Annotated in this window: 23 protein-coding genes; 11 read left to right on the top strand and 12 right to left on the bottom strand. The window is 72.4% G+C overall.

Translation table 11 applies throughout. From position 1 onward, the window contains the following. Positions 1-59: 59 nt before the first annotated feature. The 9 genes from EV699_RS11345 to EV699_RS11385 form a co-directional block, all read right to left on the bottom strand. Positions 60-1,193: a formate dehydrogenase subunit gamma gene (locus tag EV699_RS11345; RefSeq protein WP_132542737.1), complete on the bottom strand. Its 1,134-nt coding sequence runs from the start codon at positions 1,191-1,193 to the stop codon at positions 60-62. Then, positions 1,190-1,399: a hypothetical protein gene (locus EV699_RS11350; RefSeq protein ID WP_132542739.1), complete on the bottom strand. Its 210-nt coding sequence runs from the start codon at positions 1,397-1,399 to the stop codon at positions 1,190-1,192. Before EV699_RS11350 ends, EV699_RS11345 begins: the two co-directional genes overlap by 4 nt. After that, on the bottom strand, positions 1,396-1,980 hold the full coding sequence (gene fdh3B, locus EV699_RS11355; protein ID WP_132542741.1) for a formate dehydrogenase FDH3 subunit beta: 585 nt from the start codon (positions 1,978-1,980) through the stop codon (positions 1,396-1,398). The genes EV699_RS11350 and fdh3B overlap by 4 nt, the downstream gene beginning before the upstream one ends. A gap of 20 nt (positions 1,981-2,000) precedes the next feature. Then, positions 2,001-4,913, bottom strand: a complete 2,913-nt coding sequence (locus EV699_RS11360; RefSeq protein ID WP_132542743.1) for a formate dehydrogenase subunit alpha — start codon at positions 4,911-4,913, stop codon at positions 2,001-2,003. A 13-nt stretch (positions 4,914-4,926) separates the two neighbouring features. Next, complete coding sequence (locus EV699_RS11365) at positions 4,927-5,145, bottom strand: transcriptional initiation protein Tat (RefSeq protein WP_132542745.1); 219 nt, start codon at positions 5,143-5,145, stop codon at positions 4,927-4,929. 62 nt (positions 5,146-5,207) lie between these two features. Continuing rightward, positions 5,208-5,798 carry a TorD/DmsD family molecular chaperone gene (locus EV699_RS11370; RefSeq protein ID WP_132542747.1) on the bottom strand — a complete coding sequence of 197 codons (591 nt, stop codon included), beginning with the start codon at positions 5,796-5,798 and terminating at the stop codon, positions 5,208-5,210. Further along, the gene (locus tag EV699_RS11375) at positions 5,795-7,426 is read right to left on the bottom strand and encodes a 4Fe-4S binding protein (RefSeq protein ID WP_132542749.1); all 1,632 of its coding nucleotides are present in this window, start codon (positions 7,424-7,426) and stop codon (positions 5,795-5,797) included. Before EV699_RS11375 ends, EV699_RS11370 begins: the two co-directional genes overlap by 4 nt. Then, positions 7,423-7,977 (bottom strand): DUF3306 domain-containing protein, encoded by a 555-nt coding sequence (locus EV699_RS11380; protein WP_243662639.1) that lies wholly within the window; start codon positions 7,975-7,977, stop codon positions 7,423-7,425. The genes EV699_RS11375 and EV699_RS11380 overlap by 4 nt, the downstream gene beginning before the upstream one ends. Positions 7,978-7,988: 11 nt before the next feature. Continuing rightward, complete coding sequence (locus EV699_RS11385) at positions 7,989-8,438, bottom strand: DUF3305 domain-containing protein (RefSeq protein ID WP_165904105.1); 450 nt, start codon at positions 8,436-8,438, stop codon at positions 7,989-7,991. 151 nt (positions 8,439-8,589) lie between these two features. On the opposite strand from EV699_RS11385, the gene EV699_RS11390 reads away from it, so the two are divergent. The 3 genes from EV699_RS11390 to EV699_RS11400 all read left to right on the top strand — a co-directional run bounded on the left by EV699_RS11390 (position 8,590) and on the right by EV699_RS11400 (position 11,407). After that, positions 8,590-9,423 carry a formate dehydrogenase accessory sulfurtransferase FdhD gene (locus EV699_RS11390; protein WP_243662640.1) on the top strand — a complete coding sequence of 278 codons (834 nt, stop codon included), beginning with the start codon at positions 8,590-8,592 and terminating at the stop codon, positions 9,421-9,423. A gap of 108 nt (positions 9,424-9,531) precedes the next feature. Continuing rightward, on the top strand, positions 9,532-10,650 hold the full coding sequence (ald, locus tag EV699_RS11395) for an alanine dehydrogenase (protein WP_132542755.1): 1,119 nt from the start codon (positions 9,532-9,534) through the stop codon (positions 10,648-10,650). A gap of 442 nt (positions 10,651-11,092) precedes the next feature. Next, a complete protein-coding gene (locus EV699_RS11400; protein WP_165904106.1) occupies positions 11,093-11,407 on the top strand; it encodes a phasin family protein in 315 nt (104 codons plus the stop codon). Positions 11,408-11,529: 122 nt separating this feature from the next. On the opposite strand, the gene EV699_RS11405 is transcribed toward EV699_RS11400, so the two are convergent. Further along, the gene (locus EV699_RS11405; RefSeq protein WP_132542759.1) at positions 11,530-12,198 is read right to left on the bottom strand and encodes a thiopurine S-methyltransferase; all 669 of its coding nucleotides are present in this window, start codon (positions 12,196-12,198) and stop codon (positions 11,530-11,532) included. 10 nt (positions 12,199-12,208) lie between these two features. Continuing rightward, positions 12,209-12,403: a hypothetical protein gene (locus EV699_RS11410; protein WP_132542761.1), complete on the bottom strand. Its 195-nt coding sequence runs from the start codon at positions 12,401-12,403 to the stop codon at positions 12,209-12,211. Between the two features lie 164 nt (positions 12,404-12,567). Between EV699_RS11410 and EV699_RS11415 the strand changes: the two genes are divergently transcribed. The 5 genes from EV699_RS11415 (at position 12,568) to EV699_RS11435 (ending at position 18,405) form a co-directional block, all read left to right on the top strand. Next, entirely contained in the window at positions 12,568-12,813 is a 246-nt protein-coding gene (locus EV699_RS11415) for a DUF1289 domain-containing protein (RefSeq protein WP_243662641.1), read from the top strand. Between the two features lie 19 nt (positions 12,814-12,832). Then, positions 12,833-13,411, top strand: a complete 579-nt coding sequence (locus EV699_RS11420; RefSeq protein ID WP_132542763.1) for a DUF2889 domain-containing protein — start codon at positions 12,833-12,835, stop codon at positions 13,409-13,411. Then, the gene (locus tag EV699_RS11425) at positions 13,408-14,025 is read left to right on the top strand and encodes a DUF924 family protein (RefSeq protein WP_132542765.1); all 618 of its coding nucleotides are present in this window, start codon (positions 13,408-13,410) and stop codon (positions 14,023-14,025) included. The genes EV699_RS11420 and EV699_RS11425 overlap by 4 nt, the downstream gene beginning before the upstream one ends. A gap of 175 nt (positions 14,026-14,200) precedes the next feature. Next, the gene (locus EV699_RS11430) at positions 14,201-15,328 is read left to right on the top strand and encodes an efflux RND transporter periplasmic adaptor subunit (RefSeq protein ID WP_165904107.1); all 1,128 of its coding nucleotides are present in this window, start codon (positions 14,201-14,203) and stop codon (positions 15,326-15,328) included. After that, positions 15,325-18,405 (top strand): efflux RND transporter permease subunit, encoded by a 3,081-nt coding sequence (locus EV699_RS11435; protein WP_132542769.1) that lies wholly within the window; start codon positions 15,325-15,327, stop codon positions 18,403-18,405. The genes EV699_RS11430 and EV699_RS11435 overlap by 4 nt, the downstream gene beginning before the upstream one ends. A gap of 162 nt (positions 18,406-18,567) precedes the next feature. Here the strand turns inward: EV699_RS11435 and msrP are convergent, their stop codons facing one another. Continuing rightward, complete coding sequence (gene msrP, locus EV699_RS11440; protein ID WP_132542771.1) at positions 18,568-19,503, bottom strand: protein-methionine-sulfoxide reductase catalytic subunit MsrP; 936 nt, start codon at positions 19,501-19,503, stop codon at positions 18,568-18,570. A 290-nt stretch (positions 19,504-19,793) separates the two neighbouring features. Here msrP and EV699_RS11445 point away from each other — a divergent pair, with 290 nt between their 5' ends. The 3 genes from EV699_RS11445 (at position 19,794) to EV699_RS11455 (ending at position 21,635) form a co-directional block, all read left to right on the top strand. Further along, entirely contained in the window at positions 19,794-19,991 is a 198-nt protein-coding gene (locus EV699_RS11445; protein WP_132542773.1) for a hypothetical protein, read from the top strand. 176 nt (positions 19,992-20,167) lie between these two features. After that, complete coding sequence (locus EV699_RS11450; RefSeq protein WP_132542775.1) at positions 20,168-20,986, top strand: undecaprenyl-diphosphate phosphatase; 819 nt, start codon at positions 20,168-20,170, stop codon at positions 20,984-20,986. A 184-nt stretch (positions 20,987-21,170) separates the two neighbouring features. Beyond that, entirely contained in the window at positions 21,171-21,635 is a 465-nt protein-coding gene (locus tag EV699_RS11455; protein ID WP_132542777.1) for a M15 family metallopeptidase, read from the top strand. Positions 21,636-21,663 lie beyond the last annotated feature (28 nt).

Here is a 21,663-nt window from a genome sequence, read left to right on the forward strand (position 1 = left end):
CCGATGACGCCGCGGCGCCCTCCCCGCGGCCGGGCCGGGGTGGTGGCGCCCGCGCCCGCTCAGACCCGCTGCGGCCTCCCCGGCGGGGTGCGCCCGGTCGCCGGCGGCGGCGGCGGCTCGGCGCTGATCTCGTCGTACCAGAGATCGTGGTGCTGCTTCGCCCAGTTGACGTCGACCCGACCGGTGACCATCCCCTGCAGCGAGCCCTCGCTGCCGATGCTGCCGATGTAGATGTGGCCGAGCGCGAAGGCGAGCATCGCCATCGCCAGCACCACGTGGACGAGGTGCGCCCACTGCATCGTCTGGCGCGTCTGCCCGAACTGCGGGAAGTCGAGCACCAGCCCCGATGCGACGACCGCACCCCCGACCAGCACCACCACCCAGAACCAGGTCTTCTCGCCGAAGTTGAACCGCCCGGCCGACGGGTGGCCCTTGCCGACCAACCCGCCCCCGGCCTTGATCCACGCCACGTCCTCGCGCGGCGCGAACAGGTTGGCGCGCCCCCACGCCAGCGCCAGCGCCAGCACGCCGACGCCGAAGAACGGGCCGAGGTAGTTGTGGAAGGCCTTGGCGAACCCGGCATAGGCCGCGAAGGCGGACTTGCCGAGCAGCGGGATCAGCAGGTGACGTCCGAACAGCAGCGACAGCCCGGTCAGCGCCAGCACCACGAACAGCACTGCCGTGTACCAGTGGATGAAGCGCGACACCGCACTCCAGCGCGGCACGGTCAGCCCGCTGCGCCCGTGGTCGAGCCTGACGCTGCCGCGCAGCGCGAAGTACGCCGCGAGGATGCCGACCACGCCGAGCAGGCCCCAGCCGGCCACGGCCGCGACCGGGCCGTTGCGCAGCTGGCGCCAGTTCTCGCCGCCGTTCTGGATCAGCACGCCCTTGTCGTCGCCCGCGGTGCCGACCACCGCGGTATAGCCGCCGTAGCCTTCGCGCACCTCGCGCCAGGTCCGCGCACGCGGGTTGACCCACTTGCCGTCGGCGTCGCGCGTCCAGCCGGGGTGCGGGACGGCGTCCTGCGCCTCCCCGGCGGGCGCCGCGGCCGTCCCCTGCCCCGCCGGCGCCGCGGCGGTCTCGGCACGCGCCGGGCCGAAGCCGCCGTCGAGCCCCATGACGAGCCCTGCCGCCAGCCCCCAGCACAGGGCGAGCAGCACCAGCGGGTGCTCGCGCTTGGCAACGGTGTTCATGGCTGCCCCCTCTCGCGTTCGGCCTGCACGGCGACGAGCCGCTCGCGCAGGCGCTCGCGCAGGCCGGGCTGCTCCATCCGCGCGATCAGCGGATCGGCCTTGCCCTTGTAGACGTGCGGCTCGTGCAGCACGACGTCGCCCACGCGCTCGTAGCAGCCGGCCAGCGCCGCGACGCACCCCAGCAGCAGCAGCGGCACGCGGTTCATTCCGGGTACGCCTTGTCCCAGCCCCAGGTCTGCGGCCGACCGCCGCGCTGGATCACGCGCTTGCGGAAGATGTCGGCGACGACGTCGCCGTCGCCGGCGAGCAGGGCCTTGGTCGAGCACATCTCGGCACACAGCGGCAGCTTGCCCTCGGCGATGCGGTTGCGGCCGTACTTATGGAACTCCTCCTCGGAGCCGTCGGCCTCGGGGCCGCCGGCGCAGAAGGTGCATTTGTCCATCTTGCCGCGGGTGCCGAACGCCGACTTCTGCGGGTACTGCGGCGCACCGAACGGGCAGGCGTAGAAGCAGTAGCCGCAGCCGATGCAGAGGTCCTTGTCGTGCAGCACCAGGCCGTCGGCGGTCTGGTAGAAGCAGTCGACCGGGCACACCGCCATGCACGGGGCATCGGAGCAGTGCATGCACGCGACCGAGATGGACTTCTCGCCGGGCACGCCGTCGTCGAGGGTCACCACGCGCCGGCGGTTCACCCCCCAGGGCACTTCGTTTTCGTTCTTGCAGGCGGTCACGCAGGCATTGCACTCGATGCAGCGCTCGGCGTCGCAGAGAAACTTCATTCGCGCCATTTCGCTCACCTCTCCCGTCGTCAGGCCGGTATCACGCGGCAGAGCGTGACCTTGGTCTCCTGCATCATCGTCACCGAGTCGTAGCCGTAGGTGGTGGCGATGTTGTTGGACTCGCCGAGCACGTAGGGGTCGGAACCCGCCGGATACTTCGAGCGCAGGTCACGGCCCTGGAAGTGGCCGGCGAAGTGGAAGGGCGTGAACACCACCCCCGGGCCCACCCGCCGCGTCACCATCGCCCGCACCCGGATGCGCCCGCCCTCGGGACCTTCGAGCCAGACGTCCTGGCCGTCGCGCACGCCGGCATTGTTGGCGTCGACCGGGTTGATCTCGACGAACATGTGCTGCTGCAGTTCGGCGAGCCACGGATTGGAGCGCGTCTCCTCGCCGCCGCCCTCGTACTCGACCAGGCGCCCGCTGGTGTGGATCAGCGGGAAGTCCCTGCTGTAGTCGCGGGCCTGGATCGACGCGTAGCGCGTCGGCAGGCGGAAGAAGGCCTTGCGGTCGGCGTAGGTCGGGTACTGCTCGGCGAGTTCGCGCCGGCTGGCGTAGACCGGCTCGCGGTGCACCGGCACGGCGTCGGGGAAGTTCCACACCACGCAGCGCGCCTTGGCGTTGCCGAAGGGCGCGCAGCCGTGCTTGATCGCCACGCGCTGGATGCCGCCCGAGAGGTCGGTCTTCCAGTTCACCGCCTCGGGTTTGTCGCCGCCCACGGCGCGGATCGCCGCGAGTTCGTCGGCCGTGAGGTCGCCGTCCCAGCCGAGCTTCTGCAGCAGGCCGAAGCTGAATTCCGGGTAGCCGTCCTCGATCTCGGAGCCTTTCGGATAGCTGCCCTCGGCGAGCAGGTTCACGCCGTTGCGCTCCACCCCGAAGTTGGCGCGGAAGCACAGGCCGCCCTCGGCGACCGGCACGCGGGTGTCGTACAGGTTGGGGCTGCCGGGGTGGCGCAGCGCGGGCGTGCCCCAGCACGGCCACGGCAGGCCGTAGTAGTCGCCGGCGACGTCGGGCGGGCCGCCCTCGGCCCTGAGCGTGTCGGGGCTGAACACATGCCAGTTCTTCTGGTGCGCCTTGAGGCGCTCCGGGCTCTGGCCGGTGTAGCCGATGGTCCAGCTGCCGCGGTTGAATTCGCGCGTCAGGTCCTCGATCGACGGCTCGTCGCCGTTCACCGCGATGTGCTTGAACAGCGGCTCGGCGAAGCCGAAGCGTTTCGCGAACAGGTACATGATCACGTGGTCGGGCTTGGACTCGAACAGCGGCTCGATGACCTTGTCGCGCCACTGGATCGAGCGGTTCGACGCCGTGCACGAACCGGTGGTCTCGAACTGCGTGCAGGCCGGCAGCAGCCAGGTGTCGTTGCGCCGCTCGTGCATCACCGCCGCGGCGGTCGGGTAGGGATCGATGATCACCAGCAGGTCGAGCTTCTCCATCGCCTGCTTCATCTGCGGGCCGCGCGTCTGGCTGTTGGGCGCGTGGCCCCAGAACACCATCGCCCGCAACGGGTGCTTCTGCGTGATGTTGGCGCCGTCCTCGAGCACCCCGTCGATCCAGCGGCTCACGGTGATGCCGGGCATGTTCATCGGGCTCAGCCTGCCGCCCTTGCCGTCGTCGTACTCGCCGGGGTCGAAGCGCGACTTCAGGTAGTCGAGGTCGACGTCCCACACCCGCGCCCAGTGCTTCCAGGCGTCGGGCGACAGGCCGTAGTACGCCGGCAGCGAATCGGAGTTCGGGCCGACGTCGGTCGCGCCCTGCACGTTGTCGTGCCCGCGGAAGATGTTGGTGCCGCCGCCGGCGACGCCGAGGTTGCCGAGCGCGAGCTGGAAGATGCAGTAGGCGCGCGTGTTGTTGTTACCGATGCTGTGCTGGGTGCCGCCCATGCACCAGACGAAGGTGCCGGGGCGGTTCTCGGCCATGGTCTGCGCGACCCGCCGGACCAGCTCCGGCTTGACGCCGGTGACGCGCTCGACCTCGGCCGGCGGCCACTTGGCGACCTCGGCGCGCACCTCGTCGAGACCGTAGACGCGCTGCTCGATGAAGCTGCGGTCCTCCCAGCCGTTGCCGAAGATGTGCCACAGCAGGCCCCAGATGAACGGCACGTCGGTGCCCGGGCGCAGCCGCACGTAGATGTCGGCGTGCGCCGCGGTGCGCGTGAAGCGCGGGTCGCAGACGATCATCTTCGCGCCGCGCTCCTTGGCGCGCAGCACGTGCTGCATCGACACCGGGTGGGCCTCGGCGGCGTTCGAGCCGATGAAGAACACCGCCTTGGCGTTGACGATGTCGTTGTACGAGTTGGTCATCGCCCCGTAGCCCCAGGTGTTGGCCACACCCGCGACGGTGGTCGAATGACAGATGCGCGCCTGGTGGTCGATGTTGTTCGAGCCCCAGAACGCCGCGAACTTGCGGAACAGGTAGGCCTGCTCGTTGCTGTGCTTGCTCGAACCAAGCCAGTACACCGAATCGGGGCCCGACGCCTCGCGGATCTGCAGCAGGCGCGCGCCGAGCTCGTCGAGCGCCTGCTGCCAGGTGACGCGCGTCCACTGGCCGTCGACGAGCTTCATCGGGTACTTGAGCCGCCGCTCGCCGTGGCCGTGCTCGCGCAGGCTGGCGCCCTTGGCGCAGTGCGAACCGAGGTTGATCGGGTGGTCGAACGCCGGCTCCTGCCCGACCCACACGCCGCTGCGCACCTCGGCGTAGACGCCGCAGCCCACCGAACAATGCCCGCAGATCGTGCGCCTGATCTCGACCGGCGCCGCGGCCGGTGCCGGCGCGGGGTCGGCGGCGCGCGCCCGGCGCATCAGCCCCGGGGCAAGCAGCCCGGCGAGCGCGGCACTGCCGACGGCAAGCCCGGACCCGGCGAGGAACTCGCGCCGCGTCACCGTGCGCCCGCGGAACACGCCGGCGGCGGCCGGCTCGCCCATGCCTTTCCTGGTCAGCTTCATGGCGGCCCCCGGTTCAGCGATCGGCGCTCTGGTAGTACGCGCGCACGTGCGCGGTCTCCCGGTAACCCGACGCGGTGGCCGGTGGCGGCACCGCGGCGGGGGGTGCGCCGGTCGCGGCCTGCGGCAGCAGCACCGCGGCCGCAGCGGCACCGGCGCCGCCGCCGAGGCGTTTCAGGAAGGCGCGCCGCGCCTCGCTGGCCACACGTTCGCCTGTCTCGACGATCTCGTTCATCGCGTGCCCTCCGCCCTGCCATGGCATCAGCGTAGGTCATGCAACCCTGGAATGTGCGCCGCTCAGGGCGGCAGCGCGAGGTAGCGGCGTTCGAACGCGACGAAGGCCGAGCCGAGGCGTCCCACTGCCCTGTAGAAGTGCGCCGACGGTGCGTTTTCGAGATCGGCGAAGAAGTGCCCGATCCACGGGTCGACGTGCTGCGCGAAGAACGCCGTCGCCTGCTCCGCGGTGAGGTCGGGGTCGGCGAGCAGCAGCGCCAGGGTTTCGCACAGCGCACCGGCGTGGTCCTCGGGCTCGTGCGCCCCGTCGCTGCGCGCATAGCCGAGCCGCGCGAGCGTGTCGCGCAACTCGCCGAGTGGCCGCTCCATCAGGAAGCCCGTCAGGTACCACGAGCCGTAGGGCACGAGCTCGCCGCGCCCGACGCCGATGAACAAGGCCTGGTATTCCGCCGCGAGCGTCTCGGGGGCGCTCGTGCAGGCGGCGCTGCGCAGCGCCGCCCAGGCCGCGGCGAGCGGACGCGGATCGCCGGGGTCGCCCGCCGGCAGCGCCCGCAGCCGCGCCAGCAGCGCCGCGTCCGGCGGCGCGCGCAGCAGCGCGGCGAGCAGCGTCCAGGTGGTGCCGCGCAGTGCGACGGCGTCGCTCGCCGCGCTCATGCGTCGCGCCCCGGCGCTGCCCGGCCGAGCCCCTCGCCGCGGAACAGTTCCTTCACCCGGCATTCGTCGCACATCTGCAGGCGCCGCAGGCCGTCGCCGGCGAACATCGGGTGGTGCGCGAGTTTCGCGGTGATCGTGCGGATCATCGCCGGCGTGGCGAAGGGCTTGCCGCACACCACGCAGCAGAACGGCGGCTCCTCGTGCAGCAGCACCGGCACGCGCCGGCGTTCGAACGGCACCAGCAGGCGCGGCTCGCGGCTGATCGCGTGTTCGGGGCAGGCGCGCTCGCACAGCCCGCACTGCACGCAGGCGCCTTCGATGAAGGTGAGCTTTGGGGTATCGCCGCCGTCGCCGAGCGCGCGCGGCGTGCACACCGACACGCAGGCCATGCACAGGGTGCAGGCCTGCGTGTCGACCGCGATGCGCCCGAACGGGGCGCCCGCCGACAGCGCCAGCACCTCCGCGCGTTGCGGCGCGTGCGCGTACAGGTGGTCGATGGCGGCCCACAGCATCGAGCGCTTGTCGTCGAACCCCGCGTAGGTCGCGGGCGGCAGCGGCGGCATCGCTGGGCCGGTGAGCGCCGCCGCCGGCGCCGCCGCGGCCGCCACCCAGGCGAGCGCATCGCCCGGGTAGCCGAGGCCGTCGAGCAGCGCACGGCCGAGGTCGAGCTGCTCGTCCAGCGCCCGCGCGACCCGCGCCGGCAGTGCGGCGCCGCGCGCGAGGCACACGCGCGCGGCGCCGAAGGCGAACGCACCCAGCCAGAACTCGAGCCCGGCGCTGCCGATCTCCTCGAGTTCCACCGGCAGCACGCCGTCGGGCCAGGCGTTCCAGTCGGGCTGGTCGGCACGGGCGTCGTACAGCAGCAGCACCGGCCGGCCGTCCCCGGCCGCGAGCCATGCCGCGAGCAGGCGCCGCAGCCGTTCGAGCGCGTCGGCCGGGCGCGGATAGCGGTAGCGCATGGCGCCGCTCGGGCACACGCTGGCGCAGACGCCGCCGCCCTGGCAGAGCTTGGGGTCGACCTGCACGCGCTCGCCGACCGAGATGATGGCCTCGGCCGGGCAGGCGTCGATGCAGCGCCGGCAGCCGCCCAGCCCCTTCGGTCCGTGCACGCAGAGGGCGGCGTCGTAGGCGAAGTAGCGGGGCTTCTCGAAGCTGCCGACCAGTTCCGGCAGCTCCGCCAGCGCCGCGTCGAGCGCCGCCGCATCCGGCGCGTGCCGGTAACCGAGCGGCGGCCAGTCCTGCGTGCAGACGGCGCCGGCGCCGAGGTCGAGCACCAGGTCGAAGAGCGGTCGCGCCGGCTCCAGCAGGGCACCGAGATCGAGCGCCGCGTCGCCGCGGCCGAGCACCACGCGAAACGCCCCGAGGTGGCCCTCTACCTGCAGCGTGCGGCCCTGACGGAAGTACAGCGCCACGCCTGCGGGCGGCGTGGCGGCGACGAGCGCATCCTCGGCGAGCACGCTGCAGGCGAGCACCGGCGCCAGCCGCGCCGCCGCGGCGAGCGCCGCCGGCAGCGGGCCGAGGATCAGCACGCGCCCGGCCGAGTGCAGTTCCACGGCGTCGGTCGGCTGCACCGGCACGGCCGCCGCGGCGGCGAGCGCCTGCGCGCGCCGCTCGGCGCCGGCGCTCATCCGCGCCCCTCGACGACGTCGACATCCGCCACGGGCGCCGTGGTGTCGGCGGCAGGCGAAGCGACGTCGGTGCCGGCCAGGTCAGGGCCGTCGCCGTCCGCCCCGACGGGCACCGGGGCGCCGGCGGACGGCGCCCCGCCGGGCGTTGGGGCGGACACGGTGGCGGCCAGCCGCCGCGCCTCGACCTCGGCGAGGTGGCGCATGTCGGCGGTGATCACCTCACCGAGCGGGGTGAAGGCGGTGCAGTCGTCGATGTAGGTGTCGAGCCCGTCGCCGGCGTTGAACGCGGGCTGGCTGAACAGCCGGCGCAGCGCGAGGCGGCGCAGCGCGGCGTCGACCCGGCGGTCGAGGAAGGGGCGGAAGTCGGAGTCCGGCCCCAGCGATTCCAGCTCGGGCAACTCCGGCACCGGCGGCTGCGGCGCCGCGTCGACCGCCGCCTGCTCCCCGGCGGCGACCGGCACATCGGCACCCGCCGCCTGCCCGGCGCGCGCGCGCGCCTTGCGCTCGGCCCAGCGCAGCAGCCACGACGGCCGGTGATCGGGCGGGTTCACCACACCGCCCCTCAGCTGCGCTGCCGCTTGTGGCGGGGTTCGGGGGCGTAGCCGGCGAGCACGTAGGCTTCGAGCCAGCGGTAGAGTTCGGCAGGCATCGCGACCTTGTGCACGGTTTCATCGACCTCCATGCAGTTGCCGGCCTGGTCGTAGCACAGCGTGACCAGCCAAGGGTACGGGTCGCCGCGCGCGTCGGGCCGGGTGACCACGAACACGCCGGGGGCGGCGCCCATCAGGTTCTGGTAGTAGCTCTCCAGCTCGTCGCGGTACAGGCGCACCGCGAGCCCGCGCCACAGCCACTGCTCGCCGTGGGCATCGCGGTGGATCACCGCCGGCTCGGGCGCGGCGGCAGGCGGTGCCGCGTGCGCCGCGCCGCAGGCCACGCCGACGCAGCTCCAGCGCCGCTCCAGCCAGCGGTTGCCGTGGTCGTCGCGCCATTCCATCACCACGGCGACGGGCATGACGGGATCTGCGGGCGGAGCGTTCATGCGCGGTGCTGACTCCGGCGACGGCGGTCGACGTTCCAGCTTAGCAGCGCCTGCCGCGCCCGCTGGCGGGCACGGCGCGAAGCAGCGTCTAGCATCAGGTGCAGACGCCCGCCGAGCCGCCACCATGCCCGCACCCCGACCGCCACAGCATCTGCCCGAGATGAGCCGCGCCGGCGCCGACGCCGCGCACCCCGTCCTCGCGGTCGACGAGAACGGCCACGTCCGCGCCGGTGCGGTGCCGGCCGAGCGCCCGCTGACGCTGTACGTGGACAGGCGCGAGATCGTCACGCTGATGACGGTCGGCACGCAGCCCGAGTTGCTCGCGCTCGGCTACCTGCGCAACCAGGGTCTGGTCGACGAGCTCGACGACATCCTCGCGGTGCAGGTGGACTGGGAGGTCGAGGCCGCCGCGGTCACCACGCGCCGCGGCATCGGCGACTGGGAGGCGCAGCTCGGGCGGCGCACCGTCACCACCGGCTGCGGCCAGGGCACGGTGTTCGGCAGTCTGATGGAGAAGATCGAGCACACCCGGCTCGAAGCGCCGCTGCTGCCGGTGGCGGCGCTGCACGAACTCGCCGAGGCGATGCGCGTGCGCGACACGCTGTACAAGCACACCGGCTCGATCCACGGCTGTGCGCTCGCCCGCGGCGGCGAGGTCCTGTGCTTCTACGAGGACGTCGGCCGCCACAACGCGGTCGATGCCATCGCCGGCTGGATGTGGCTCAACGGCGTCGACGGCGCCGACACGCTGTTCTACACCACCGGCCGGCTGACCTCGGAGATGGTGATGAAGGTCGCGCGCATGGGCGTGCCGGTGCTCACCTCGCGCTCGGGCACCACGCAGATGGGGCTCGACATCGCCCGGCGCACCGGCGTGACCCTGGTCGGGCGGCTGCGCGGGCGCCACTTCCTCGTCTACCACGGCGCCGAGCGCATCGCCTTCGCGCCCGTCCCGTAAATACGCCGTTACACCGCACCCCGCGACGGCGGGCCGGCGGGGCTACGCTTGCCGGCATACGGCCCGCGGCGCGCCCTAACGCCGCATGTCTTCGGCGAGGTGGAAGCGATGCTCATCGGCGTACCCAGAGAGATCAAGAACAACGAGTTCCGCGTCGGCATGACCCCCGGCAGCGTGCGCGAACTGAGCGCGCACGGGCACCGCGTGCTGATCGAGGCCCACGCCGGTGCCGGCATCGGCTGCGACGACCCGCACTACCACGCCGCCGGCGCCGAGATCGTCGACAGCGCCGCGGAGGTGTTCGCGCGCGCCGAGATGATCGTCAAGGTCAAGGAGCCGCAGCCGGCCGAGTGCGCGCTGCTGCGCCCCGGCCAGGTGCTGTTCACCTACCTGCACCTCGCCCCCGACCCGGAGCAGACGCGCGCGCTGCTCGCCAGCGGCTGCACCGCGATCGCCTACGAGACCGTGGTCGGCGCGCACGGCGGGCTGCCGCTGCTGGCGCCGATGTCCGAGGTGGCCGGACGCATGGCGATCCAGGCCGGTGCGCACTGCCTGGAGAAGGAGAACGGCGGCCTCGGCATGCTGCTCGGCGGCGTGCCCGGCGTGGCGGCGGCGAAGGTGGTGATCATCGGCGGCGGCGTGGTCGGCGCCAACGCGGTGCGCATCGCCGTCGGCATGGGCGCCAACGTGTTCGTGCTCGACCGCTCGATCGAGCGCCTGAAGCAGCTCGACGAACAGTACGGCGCACAGATCGCCACGGTGTTCTCGACCCGCGAATCGGTCGAGGCGCACGTGCTCGACGCCGACCTGGTGGTCGGCGCGGTGCTGGTGCCCGGCGCCGCGGCGCCGAAGCTGGTCAGCCGTGCGCAGGTGACGCAGATGAAGAAGGGCTCGGTGCTGGTCGACGTCGCGATCGACCAGGGCGGCTGCTTCGAGACCTCGCACCCGACCACGCACGCCGACCCGATCTACGTGGTCGACGAGGTGATCCACTACTGCGTGGCCAACATGCCCGGTGCGGTGCCGCGCACCAGCACCTTCGCGCTGAACAACGCCACCCTGCCCTACACCCTCGCGCTCGCCGACAAGGGCTGGCGGCGCGCGCTCGGCGACGATGCCGGCCTGCGCGCCGGCCTCAACGTGCACGCCGGCCACGTCACCTACGCCGCCGTGGCCGAGGCGCTCGGCTACGCCCACCTGCCGGCCGAGGAGGCACTGAGGCATTGATGCAAGGTGCTGATCATTCAGCAGGCGCCTGAAGCGGCCCAAAATGCGCGATCGCCAAGCCAGAGGAGCGATCGCGAAGGCGAGAGCCGCCCGACGCAGCGCGACGGCATGCCCTTGCCGCGGACCGCCGTGCCGTGCCGCGCGCGCTCCGGTAAACGTTGACCGACGCGCCGGGCTGACGCTGGGGCGTGCTGGAAGGACGGGGGCACCGCGCCCGGAAGCCGGGCGCGGCGGTGCCGGACCTGCCGCCCCCCGTCCGACGCCGCCCTCATCGAACGTTTCCGGCTGCTAGCGGGCCAGTGGGTGGGTAATGCGGTGGAGGCGCCGCGACGGCAGGTGCGTGGCGTGATGGTGACGGAAAAAATAGATGTTGCGTTGCAGCATGATCCTGCTATGCTGCAACGCAACAGGAACCCAATCACCCCCTGCTGAGGTATTCATCATGACCAAGCTCACCGTCCCCTCGCTCGAAGCCGTCGTCGCCCCGGTCGTCAGCGCCAACAAGCTGGCCGTCGCCAACCTCGAGAAGCTGACCGCCTTCCAGTTCGGCGTGCTGCGCAGCTACGCCGACCTCGGCGTCGCCCGCCTGCAGGCCGCCACCGACGTCAGCGATGCCGACAGCCTGAAGGCGTTCGGCGAGAGCTCCGTCGAAGTCGTCAAGGCGCTGGGCACCAAGGTCCAGGCCGACGCCAAGGCGCTGGCCGACCTGCTGGCCGGCTTCAAGGCCGAGTTCGACAAGCTCGCCAAGGTTGCCTGAACCTGCGCCGCGGCGCCCCGCGCGGGCGCCACGTGCTGATGAGCGACCGCCCGGCCCCGTGCCGGGCGGTTTCTTTTTGGGCGTCCGTTCGTGCTCCACCGAGCTGACGCGGTCCCCGGCCGCTAGACGGCGGCGCGCGGGCGCAGTGCGTAGACGCGGTCGGCGATGCGCGTGATGCCGCGGCCGGCGTAGCGCTCGGGCTCGCTCGCCAGCAGGTCGACGCTGGCGAGCGGCTCGACCGTGAGCCGCGGTTCGTAGAGGGTGCGCACCTCGGCCTCGGGCACGCTGAACGGCGGTCCCTCGCGCTCGCCCTCGGGGTATTCGAGCGTGACCAGCAGCGTCGCCGCGGCGGGGGGCAGCACCGCGCCCAGGTACGCCACGTAGGTGGCGCGCAGCGCCGGCGGCAGCGCGATCAGCGCGGCGCGGTCGTAGACGCCGCGCACGCCGGCGAGCACGGCCGGCGCCAGCGCGAACACGTCGCCGCAGAGGATGCGCAGGCGCCCGCAGCACCACGCCTCGAAGGCGCCGTGCGGGCGCACCTCGGCCGCCAGCCCGTTCTCGGCGAAGAACGCGGCCACCGCCGGGCGGTGCAGTTCGACGCCGAGCACCGCATGCCCCTGGTGCGCCAGCCAGAGCAGGTCGAGCGACTTGCCGCACAGCGGCACGAACACCTCGGCCCCCGCCGGCAGGCCCAGCGCGGGCCAGAAGCGCACGAGGTGCGGGTTGGTCTCGCTCTGGTGGAAGCCGATCTCGCCGCGCGCCCAGCGCGCGTGCCAGAACGCGTGGTCCATCGCCGCGGCGTCAGCGGTTGGGGATCAGGTTGGCGAGGCGCCACAGCCCCGGTGCGTGCTCCAGGAAGCGCTTGGCGGCGAGGTGCGCCGGCAGGTCGAGCGTGAACAGCCCGCCGTCGGCGTGCTGGAACACGTCGGCGCAGAAGTTGCGGATGTCCTGCGGGCGGACGTTCTGCAGGATGCTCAGGTGACGGGCGTCGCTCATCGGTAACACCTTCGGTATCGGGAGGGTTGCGGCGTGCGCCCCGGCGGGACGGAGCAGCCGCGTGCGAGGGCTGCGATTGTAGTGGAATCGGCGCCTGCCCCGCGGGCGCATGGCAGCCATGCGCCCGCGGGGCTATCCCTAGCGCGGCACTCGGGATTATCGCTATGCTGCGACGCACCTTTTCCACGCCACTGCCCACCGCCATGACCGACGCCGCCCTCGAAGACCCGCCCTCCCCCTGCATCGGCGTCTGCCAGATGCACCCCGAGACCCTCCTCTGCGAAGGCTGCTACCGCACCGCCGAGGAGATCGAGCACTGGTGGGACTACACCCCGCAGGAGAAGCACGCCGTGCTCGCGGTCACCCAGGAGCGGCTCGACAAGATCATCGACGGTACCTATTTCGACTGAACCGCCGGAGGCCGCCGCCATGCCGCTGTCCACCCCCGCCCCGCGCAAGCTCCTGCACACGCGCACCGTCGAGTGCTTCGGCTACGAGCGCGACGACGGCCTGTGGGACGTCGAAGGTCACATGACCGACGTCAAGACCTACAGCTTCGCCAACCGCGACCGCGGCGGCGAGATCCGCGCCGGCGAGCCGGTGCACGGCATGTGGCTGCGCATCACCATCGACACCGACATGCGCATCCACGCCGCCGAGGCGAGCACCGACTACTCGCCGTTCGCGATCTGCCCGGAGATCGCCGGCGCCTACCGCCGGCTGGTCGGGCTGCGCATCGGCCGCGGCTGGAACCGCCGGCTCAAGGAGCTGTTCGGCGGCGTCGCCGGCTGCACCCACCTCACCGAGCTGCTCGGGCCGATGGCGACCACCGCCTACCAGACGCTCTACAAGGTGCGCGAGAAGAAGGCCGCGGAACTGCAGCAGCTCGACGCGCCGCCGCCGATCCTCGGCACCTGCCACGCCTTCGCGCCGTCGAGCTCGGTGGTGCAGTGGCTGTTCCCGAAGTTCCACCGGCCGCGCGACGCCGCGGTGGCCGCGGAGGAATGAGCGCCACGCCCGCCGCCGCCGGCGCGGTGCTCGACGACTGGTTCGGCCCGCTGGCCAGCGCCGACCGCTTCAACCGCGACCGCCTCGAGCGCTGGTTCGGCAACGGGCGCGCCTACGATGACGCGATCCGCGCGCGCTTCGGCGCGCTGCACGCGCAGGCCGCCGCCGGCGCCCTCGATGAGGCCTGGCCGGCCACGCCGGCGGGGCGGCTCGCGCTGGTCGTCGTGCTCGACCAGTTCTCGCGCCACATCCACCGCGGCAGCGCGGCGGCCTTCGCCAACGATGCCCATGCGCAGCGCCTGACGCTGGTCGGGCTCGCCCGCGGCGACGACCGGCAGTTGCTGCCGATCCAGCGCCTGTTCTTTTACCTGCCGCTCGAACACGCCGAGGACCGCACGCTGCAGGCGGTCAGCGTCGCCGCCTTCGAGCGCCTGCGCGACGAGGCGCCGGCCGCGCTCGCCGCCGAGTTCGACGGCTTCCTCGACTACGCCCGCCGCCACCAGGCGGTGATCGAGCGCTTCGGCCGCTTCCCCGAGCTGAACGCCCTCCTCGGGCGCGACAGCCGCGCCGAGGAGCTCGCCTTCCTCGGCGATCCCGAGCACAGCTTCCTCTGAAAGGCCCGCGTTAGCGTCGCGTGAGCGCTTGTAACGGCACGTAAGCGGCCATTGACGCCGCGCCCGGCGAAACCGAGGCTGGTGGTACGCGGTCTTCCCGGCAGGTCCGGCGACCGCACCGCGCACCACCCATCGTCACGGGGTATGTCCCGCCCGCCGCCTCATCGGAGCCTTCGTGTCCATCTCCCCGAACCCCTTGCGGGCAGCCCTCGTGCTGCTCGCCGCCGTCGCCGCCGCCGGCTGCGGCGAGCGCGCCCCGTCGGCCGGCGCCGCCCGCGGCGCCCGCGCGGTGCCGGTCACCGTGGCAACGGTCGAGCAGCGCGACGTGCCGCGCGAGCTGCCGACCACCGGCATCGTCACGCCGCTCGCGGTGGCCGAGGTACGGCCGCAGATCGCCGCGGTGATCGAGCGCGTGCACGTGCGCGAAGGCGAATCGGTTGCCGCCGGCGCGCCGCTGTTCACGCTCGACGCCAGCACGCAGGTCGCCCAGCTCGCCAAGGCCGAGGCCGATCTCGGCCGCAACTCGGCGCTGCTCGAGGACGCCGAACGCACGCTGGAGCGCAACCGCGACCTCGCGACGCGGCGGCTGGTCGCGCAGAGCGCGCTCGACAGCTCGGCGTTCGCGGTCAAGGCGCTGCGCGCGCAGGTGCAGTCCGATCGCGCGGCGATCGCCGAGGCGCGCGTCAACGTCGATCACAGCACCATCACCGCGCCGTCGGCCGGGCGCGTCGGCGAGATCAACTGGCACGCCGGCAGCCTGGTGCAGCCGAGCGTGACCCCGCCGCTGTTGGTCATCACCCAGACCGACCCGATCAGCGTCGCCTTCACGCTGCCCGAGCGCGAGCTGCCGGCGCTGCGCGATGCGCTCGCCGCCGGCGTCACGGTGCCGGTGAGCGCGCGCGAGCCGCAGAGCGGCGAGCGCCTGCAGGGGCGCCTGAGCTTCATCGACAGCAGCGTCGACAGCGCCAGCGGCACCATCCGCCTGAAGGCCGAGTTCGCCAATCCGCAGACGCGGCTGTGGCCGGGGCAGTACGTCGAGGTGCGCGTGCGCGCGGCGACCGACCGCGGCGCGCACGTGCTGCCGCTGGCGGCGGTGCAGAACGGCCAGAACGGTCCCTATCTGTACGTGATCGGCACCGATGCCACGGTGACGCAGCGCCCGGTGCGGCTGCTGCGCGTGGTCGACGACCTCGCGCTGATCGACGGCGCCGAGGCCGGCGAGCGCGTGGTGCTGGAAGGCGCGGTCAACCTGCGCCCCGGCGGCAAGGTGCGCGAGGCGCCGGCCGAGGGCGCCAAGTCGTGAACCTCGGCGCCTGGTGCATCGCGCGGCCGGTCGCGACCATCCTCGCCTGCCTGCTGCTGGTGCTGGCGGGCGCGGTGGCGGTGTCGCGGCTGCCGATCAGCGCGCTGCCGTCCTACGACACGCCGACCATCAGCGTGTCGGCGCTGCTGCCGGGGGCGAGCCCCGACACCATGGCGGCGACGGTGGCGACGCCGCTCGAAAAGCAGTTCGCGACGATCTCGGGGATCAGCTCGATCAGCTCGTCGAACACGCTCGGCAGCACCATGATCACGCTGGAGTTCGAGTACGGGCGCGACATCGACGGCGCCGCGCTCGACGTGCAGGCGGCGATCCTGCGCGCGCAGCGTGCGCTGCCCGAGGACATGACCAGCGTGCCCTCGTACCGCAAGGTCAATCCGGCCGACCAGTCGGTGCTGCTGCTGGCGCTCGACTCACCGTCGATCTCGCTCGCCGAGCTCAACGACTTCGCTGACAACCTGGTCTCGCCCGCGCTGTCGACCCTCACCGGCGTGGCGCAGGTGATGGTGTTCGGCGCCAAGAAGTTCGCGGTGCGCGTGCACCCCGACCCCGACCTGCTGTACGCGCGCGGGCTGACGCTCGCCGACATCGAGAACGCGCTGCGCAGCGCCAACGCCAACACCCCGATCGGCAACCTCGAAGGCCCGCGCCAGGTGCTGACGCTGCAGGCCAACCGCCAGCTGCCCAACGCCGCCGCCTTCGGCGAGGTGATCGTGGCGACGCGCGACGGCGCCCCGGTGCGCCTGCGCGACATCGCCCAGGTGCTCGACAGCTACGAGGGCGTACGCATCGGCAGCTGGGTCAACGGCGAGCGCGCGATCGTGCTCGGCGTGCAGCGCCAGCCCGGCGCCAACGCCGTCGCGGTGGTCGACGCGGTGCGCGCGGCGCTGCCGCGGCTGGCCGCGCAGATGCCCGAGTCGGTGCGCCTGCGCCCGCTCAACGACCGCTCGGCCTCGGTGCGCGAATCGATCCACGACGTGCAGCTGACCTTCCTCGCCACCGTGGTGCTGGTGGTGATGGTCAGCTTCCTGTTCCTGCGCCGCGTCACCGCGACGCTGATCCCGGCGCTGGCGCTGCCGGTGTCGCTGGTCGGGGTGGCGCCGTTCATGCTCGGCATGGGCCACAGCCTCGACAACATCTCGATGCTCGGGCTGACGCTGGCCACCGGGCTGGTGGTCGACGACGCCATCGTCATGCTGGAGAACATCGTCCGCCGCATGGAGCACGGCGAGGCGCCGGGGCGCGCGGCGCTGCGCGGCGCGCGCGAGCTGACCTTCACGATCCTGTCGATCTCGATCTCGCTGGTGGCGGTGTTCATCCCGATCTTCTTCATGGAGGGCTCGATCGGGCTGCTGTTCCACGAGTTCGCGGTGGTGGTCGGGCTCGCCGTGCTGATCTCGGCGCTGGTGTCGCTGACGCTGATCCCGATGCTGTGCGCGCGCTACCTGCCCGAGCCCGATCCCGGCCACCGCCCGGGCGCGCTGGTGCGCGCCTTCGAGCGCGGCTTCGATTACCTGCTCGGCGGCTACCGCGCGGCGCTCGCCTGGAGCATGCGCCACCACGGCGTGATGCTGACGCTGACCGCGGCGACCTTCGCCGGCACCGTGTACCTGTTCATGACCATCCCCAAGGGCTTCTTCCCCGACGAGGACACCGGGCAGCTCGCGGTGACCGTCGAGGGGCCGCAGGACATCGCCCCGCAGGCGCTGATCGAACGCCTGAAGCACGTCGACGTGCTGCTGCGCGCCGACCCGGCGGTGCTCACCGCCACCAGCACCTACGGCGGCGGCAACAGCGGGCGCATCTTCGTGACGCTGCGCGCACGCGGCGAGCGCCAGGCGATGCCGGTGGTGATCGAGCGCCTGCGCGCGACGCTGCGCAACGTCGTCGGCGTCACCTGCTACGTCAACGCCACGCAGAACCTGCGCCTCGGCGGGCGCATGACGAAGAGCCGCTACCAGTACGTGCTGCAGGCGGTCAGCGGTGACGACCTCGCCGCCTGGGCCGACCGCCTGATGCAGGCGATGCGCACCGGCGGCACCTTCACCGACGTCAACGTCGACGCCGCGCAGCTGGGGCTCGAGGCCCACGTCGACATCGACCGCGACAAGGCCTCGCGGCTCGGCATCGCCATCGGCGACATCCGCGACGCGCTCTACGCCGCCTTCGGCCAGCGCCAGATCTCGACCATCTACACCAGCGCCGACAGCTACAACGTGTTCCTCGAGTTCCCCAACGAGCTGCGCCGCGACGAGACCGCGCTGGAGCGCCTCTACCTGCGCGGCGGCGACGGGCGCCTGGTGCCGCTCGCCACCATCGCCAGCGTGCGCCGCGCGGTCGGCCCGGTGCAGGTCAACCACGAGGGGCAGCTGCCGGCGGTGACGGTGTCGTTCAACCTGCCGCCCGGGGTCGCGCTCGGCGACGCCACCGCGCGGCTGGAGCAGATCAAGGCCGAGATCCAGTGGCCGGCGAGCATCGCCACGCGCTTCGCCGGCGACGCCGACGCCTTCCAGCAGGCCGCGCGCGGCCAGCCGCTGCTGCTGTTCGTGGCGCTGCTGGTGATCTACGTGGTGCTCGGCGTGCTCTACGAGAGCTTCGTGCACCCGCTGACCATCCTCGCCGGGCTGCCCTCGGCGGCGGTCGGCGCGCTCGCCACGCTGATGCTGTTCGGCCAGGAGCTGACGCTGATCGCCACCATCGGCCTGCTGATGCTGATCGGCATCGTCAAGAAGAACGCGATCATGATGATCGACGTCGCCCTCGAACTGCGCCGCAGCGAGGCGCGCCCGCCCGAGCAGGCGATCTTCGAGGCCGCGCTGCTGCGCTTTCGCCCGATCATGATGACCACGCTCGCGGCGATGGCCGGCGCGCTGCCGATCGCCGCCGGCTGGGGCGCGGCCGCCGAGCTGCGCCAGCCGCTCGGCCTCGCCGTGGTCGGCGGGCTGGTGGTGTCGCAGTTCGTGACACTGTTCATCACGCCGACGCTGTACCTGTACCTGCAGCGCTTCGACGACTGGCTGACGCGCCGGGCACGCCTCGGCCCGCTCGACGACGACTGAGCACGCCCGCCCCCGCCGCGCGCCTGGCTTCGCTCATGCTCGTCGTACGTCCCTGTACGCCTGCGCGGTACGGCGCCGCGGCGCGCCATCCCGGCGCCCGCGGCGCGCGTAATCCGCTCCGCAAGCGCCCGGCGGCCGTGGGTGCGCCGGCCCGCGCGCCGCTCAGTAGTAGCGCTTCAGATCCATGCCGCCGTAGAGCGCGGCGACCTGCTCGGCGTAGCCGTTGAACGGCAGCGTGTCGCGCTTGAACAGGTCACCGATGCGCCGCTCGCGCTTCTGGCTCCAGCGCGGGTGGTCGACCGCCGGGTTGACGTTGGCGTAGAAGCCGTACTCGTCGGGCTGCATGCGGTTCCAGGTGGTCTCGGGCACGGTCTCGACCAGGCGCAGGCGCACGATCGACTTGATGCTCTTGAAGCCGTACTTCCACGGCACCACCAGGCGCAGCGGCGCGCCGTTCTGGTTCGGCAGCACCTCGCCGTACAGCCCCACCGCGAGCAGGGTCAGCGGGTGCAGGGCCTCGTCCATGCGCAGGCCCTCGCGGTAGGGCCAGTCGAGGATGCTGCGGTTCTGCCCCGGCATCTGCTCGGGATCGAACAGGGTCTCGAAGGCGACGTACTTCGCCTGCGCCGTCGGCTGCACGTGCGCGAGCACGGCGGCGAGCGGCAGCCCCACCCACGGCACCACCATCGACCACGCCTCGACGCAGCGCAGCCGGTAGATGCGCTCCTCCAGCGGCGCCCAGCGCAGGACGTCCTCGAGGTCGTAGCGCCCGGGGCGCTCGCAGTGGCCCTCGACCGTCACGCTCCACGGCCGCGTGCGCAGGCGCCCGGCGTTGCGCGCCGGATCCTCCTTGCCGGTGCCGAACTCGTAGAAGTTGTTGTAGCGGGTGACGTCGGCGAGCGGTGTCGGCGGCTCGCCGGGGTCGTAGGGGGTCTTGACCACGCCGGCGAGCCTGTCGCCGGCCCGCGCCGGCAGGTTCGGCAGCAGCGCGGCAGCGGCGGTGGCGGCCCCTGCCTTGAGGAACAGGCGACGCTGCTCGAACAGCGCCCGCGGGGTGATCTCGGACGGGGCGAGGGTGGCGGAACGGCGGATCAGCATGACGGGTCTCCGACGGCAGGACGGGTGGACACTGGGACCGCGGGCCGTGCGCGGCGTCGCGGGTAGCCTGCCTCAATACGCCGCAGACGCGGCGGCGGACGCATGCCGCCCCCCGCGTCGGGCGACGGATACAGCCCGTCACAGCGCCCGGACCTTGAACACCGCTCCGGGATCGCCTATTCCAAGCGCGCGAGCTCTTCGTTTTGCATGGACCCGACGACGAGCACAGGCCGGCCCCGCAGCCGCCGCGCCCGGCCCGACAACAGGCGGACGAACCCAGGAGTCCACCCATGCGCGAACACTCCGATATCGAAAACGCCTCCAAGAGCGGCGTACAACGCCCGCCCGGCCCGGCGCCGGCCACGCCGATCCCCGGAGCCAGGGCCTGGCGCTCGATCGAGCGCTACCGCGAACTCAAGGAACTGCGCAAGCACCTCGCCGACATCACCCACGATCTCGACGGCGACCAGCCCGACCTCCACATCTGACGCCGGCATCCCGCCACGGCCGCCGACCGGTCCCCCCGGTCGGCGGCCGTGGCGCCGCCCGGGGCCGCGGGCCCGGCGCCGGCACGTGCGTCGAGGCGCTTCCGCGCCCCTTCCCCGCTGCGGCTAGAATGGCGGCGTTTTTGCACCCGCACATCCAGCCTCCGCGAGGACCTCCCTTGGATACCCTGTTGCTGCTCAAGGCCCTGATCCTGGGCCTGGTGGAAGGCGCCACCGAATTCCTGCCCGTCTCGAGCACCGGCCACCAGATCATCGTCGCTGACTTCCTCGCCTTCACCGGCGAGCGTGCCAAGACCTTCGAAATCTTCATCCAGCTCGGCGCGATCCTCGCCGTGGTCTGGCACTACCGCGCGCGCATCGCCCACGTGCTCGGCACGCTCGGCAGCGAATCCGCCTCGCGCCGCCTGCTGCTCAACCTGGCGATCGCCTTCCTGCCCGCCGCCGTGCTCGGGCTCGCCTTCAGCAAGGCGATCAAGGAGCACCTGTTCAACCCGGTCAGCGTCGCCTCGGCGCTGGTCGCCGGCGGCTTCGTCATCCTGCTGATCGAACGCCGCAACGCCCGCCCCACGGTGCGCGAGGTCGACGCCATCAGCGGCCGCACCGCGCTCATGATCGGGCTCGCACAATGCTTCGCGCTGTTCCCCGGGGTGTCGCGCTCGGGCTCGACGATCATGGGTTCGCTGCTGTGCGGGCTGTCGCGCCCGGCGGCGACCGAGTTCTCGTTCTTCCTGTCGATCCCGACCATGTTCGCCGCCACCCTCTACAGCCTGTACAAGGCGCGCGACGTGCTCTCGATGGCCGACGTGCCGACCTTCGGCGTCGGCTTCGTCGCCGCCTTCATCAGCGGCCTGATCGTCGTGCGGCTGTTCCTCGCCTACGTCAGCAAGCACAGCTTCATCCCCTTCGCCTGGTACCGCATCGCGCTGGGCGCCCTGCTGCTGCTCTACTTCCAGTTCCATCCCTGGGTCGGCGAGTGACGCCGTCGCGCCGATGAGCGTCGCCGCGGGCTGCGGCCCGCGCGCCTCCCGCGGTGGCGCCGTCGCGCCATCGCCCACGCCTTGACAGCCCGGAACGAGCCGCTAGCTTGCTCCGGGCCGGCGCCTCGGCACGTGGCCGCGTGCGCGGCGCCCGGCCGCCCCCGAGCCCACAGGAGAGACGCCCATGGCCTTCACCCTCGGAGACAAGTCGCTCAAGGAACTGGACCGCGTCCATCCCGATCTGGTGGCCGTCGTCAGGCGCGCCATCCAGTTGACGGTGCAGGACTTCGCGGTCCACGACGGCATCCGCAGCGTCGAGGAACAGAAGCAACTGGTCGCGGCCGGCGCCAGCCAGACGCTGGACTCCCGCCACGTCACCGGCCACGCGGTCGATCTGGTGCCGTTCATCAACGGCAAGCTGCGCTGGGAGTGGGGGCCGATCTACCGCATCGCCGACGCCGTCCGCCTGGCCGCGCGGGAACTCGGCATCCCGATCCGCTGGGGCGGCGCCTGGGACGTGGCGTTCACCGACTCGACCGAGCCGACCGAGGACCTCGTCGCCGATTACAGCGCCCGCCGCCGCAAGGCCGGCAAGAAGGCCTTTCTCGACGGCCCGCATTTCGAGCTGCCGAAGGCACGCTACCCGTAGACGTGAACCGGGGCCGGCCGCTGCCGCC

The sequence above is a fragment of the Plasticicumulans lactativorans genome, assembly GCF_004341245.1.
Lineage (GTDB): Bacteria > Pseudomonadota > Gammaproteobacteria > Competibacterales > Competibacteraceae > Plasticicumulans_A > Plasticicumulans_A lactativorans.

Excerpts from the sequence above, each read along its gene's own strand:
- EV699_RS11370 (WP_132542747.1), bottom strand. The coding sequence starts at position 5,798 with ATGAGCGCGGCGAGCGACGCCGTCGCACTGCGCGGCACCACCTGGACG.
- msrP (WP_132542771.1), bottom strand. The coding sequence starts at position 19,503 with ATGCTGATCCGCCGTTCCGCCACCCTCGCCCCGTCCGAGATCACCCCG.
- EV699_RS11350 (WP_132542739.1), bottom strand. The coding sequence starts at position 1,399 with ATGAACCGCGTGCCGCTGCTGCTGCTGGGGTGCGTCGCGGCGCTGGCC.
- EV699_RS11385 (WP_165904105.1), bottom strand. The coding sequence starts at position 8,438 with ATGCCCGTCGCCGTGGTGATGGAATGGCGCGACGACCACGGCAACCGC.
- EV699_RS11345 (WP_132542737.1), bottom strand. The coding sequence starts at position 1,193 with ATGAACACCGTTGCCAAGCGCGAGCACCCGCTGGTGCTGCTCGCCCTG.
- EV699_RS11415 (WP_243662641.1), top strand. The coding sequence starts at position 12,568 with ATGCTGCGACGCACCTTTTCCACGCCACTGCCCACCGCCATGACCGAC.
- EV699_RS11390 (WP_243662640.1), top strand. The coding sequence starts at position 8,590 with ATGCCCGCACCCCGACCGCCACAGCATCTGCCCGAGATGAGCCGCGCC.
- EV699_RS11455 (WP_132542777.1), top strand. The coding sequence starts at position 21,171 with ATGGCCTTCACCCTCGGAGACAAGTCGCTCAAGGAACTGGACCGCGTC.
- EV699_RS11375 (WP_132542749.1), bottom strand. The coding sequence starts at position 7,426 with ATGAGCGCCGGCGCCGAGCGGCGCGCGCAGGCGCTCGCCGCCGCGGCG.
- ald (WP_132542755.1), top strand. The coding sequence starts at position 9,532 with ATGCTCATCGGCGTACCCAGAGAGATCAAGAACAACGAGTTCCGCGTC.
- EV699_RS11405 (WP_132542759.1), bottom strand. The coding sequence starts at position 12,198 with ATGGACCACGCGTTCTGGCACGCGCGCTGGGCGCGCGGCGAGATCGGC.
- EV699_RS11410 (WP_132542761.1), bottom strand. The coding sequence starts at position 12,403 with ATGAGCGACGCCCGTCACCTGAGCATCCTGCAGAACGTCCGCCCGCAG.
- EV699_RS11360 (WP_132542743.1), bottom strand. The coding sequence starts at position 4,913 with ATGAAGCTGACCAGGAAAGGCATGGGCGAGCCGGCCGCCGCCGGCGTG.
- EV699_RS11445 (WP_132542773.1), top strand. The coding sequence starts at position 19,794 with ATGCGCGAACACTCCGATATCGAAAACGCCTCCAAGAGCGGCGTACAA.
- fdh3B (WP_132542741.1), bottom strand. The coding sequence starts at position 1,980 with ATGGCGCGAATGAAGTTTCTCTGCGACGCCGAGCGCTGCATCGAGTGC.
- EV699_RS11420 (WP_132542763.1), top strand. The coding sequence starts at position 12,833 with ATGCCGCTGTCCACCCCCGCCCCGCGCAAGCTCCTGCACACGCGCACC.
- EV699_RS11400 (WP_165904106.1), top strand. The coding sequence starts at position 11,093 with ATGACCAAGCTCACCGTCCCCTCGCTCGAAGCCGTCGTCGCCCCGGTC.
- EV699_RS11365 (WP_132542745.1), bottom strand. The coding sequence starts at position 5,145 with ATGAACGAGATCGTCGAGACAGGCGAACGTGTGGCCAGCGAGGCGCGG.
- EV699_RS11425 (WP_132542765.1), top strand. The coding sequence starts at position 13,408 with ATGAGCGCCACGCCCGCCGCCGCCGGCGCGGTGCTCGACGACTGGTTC.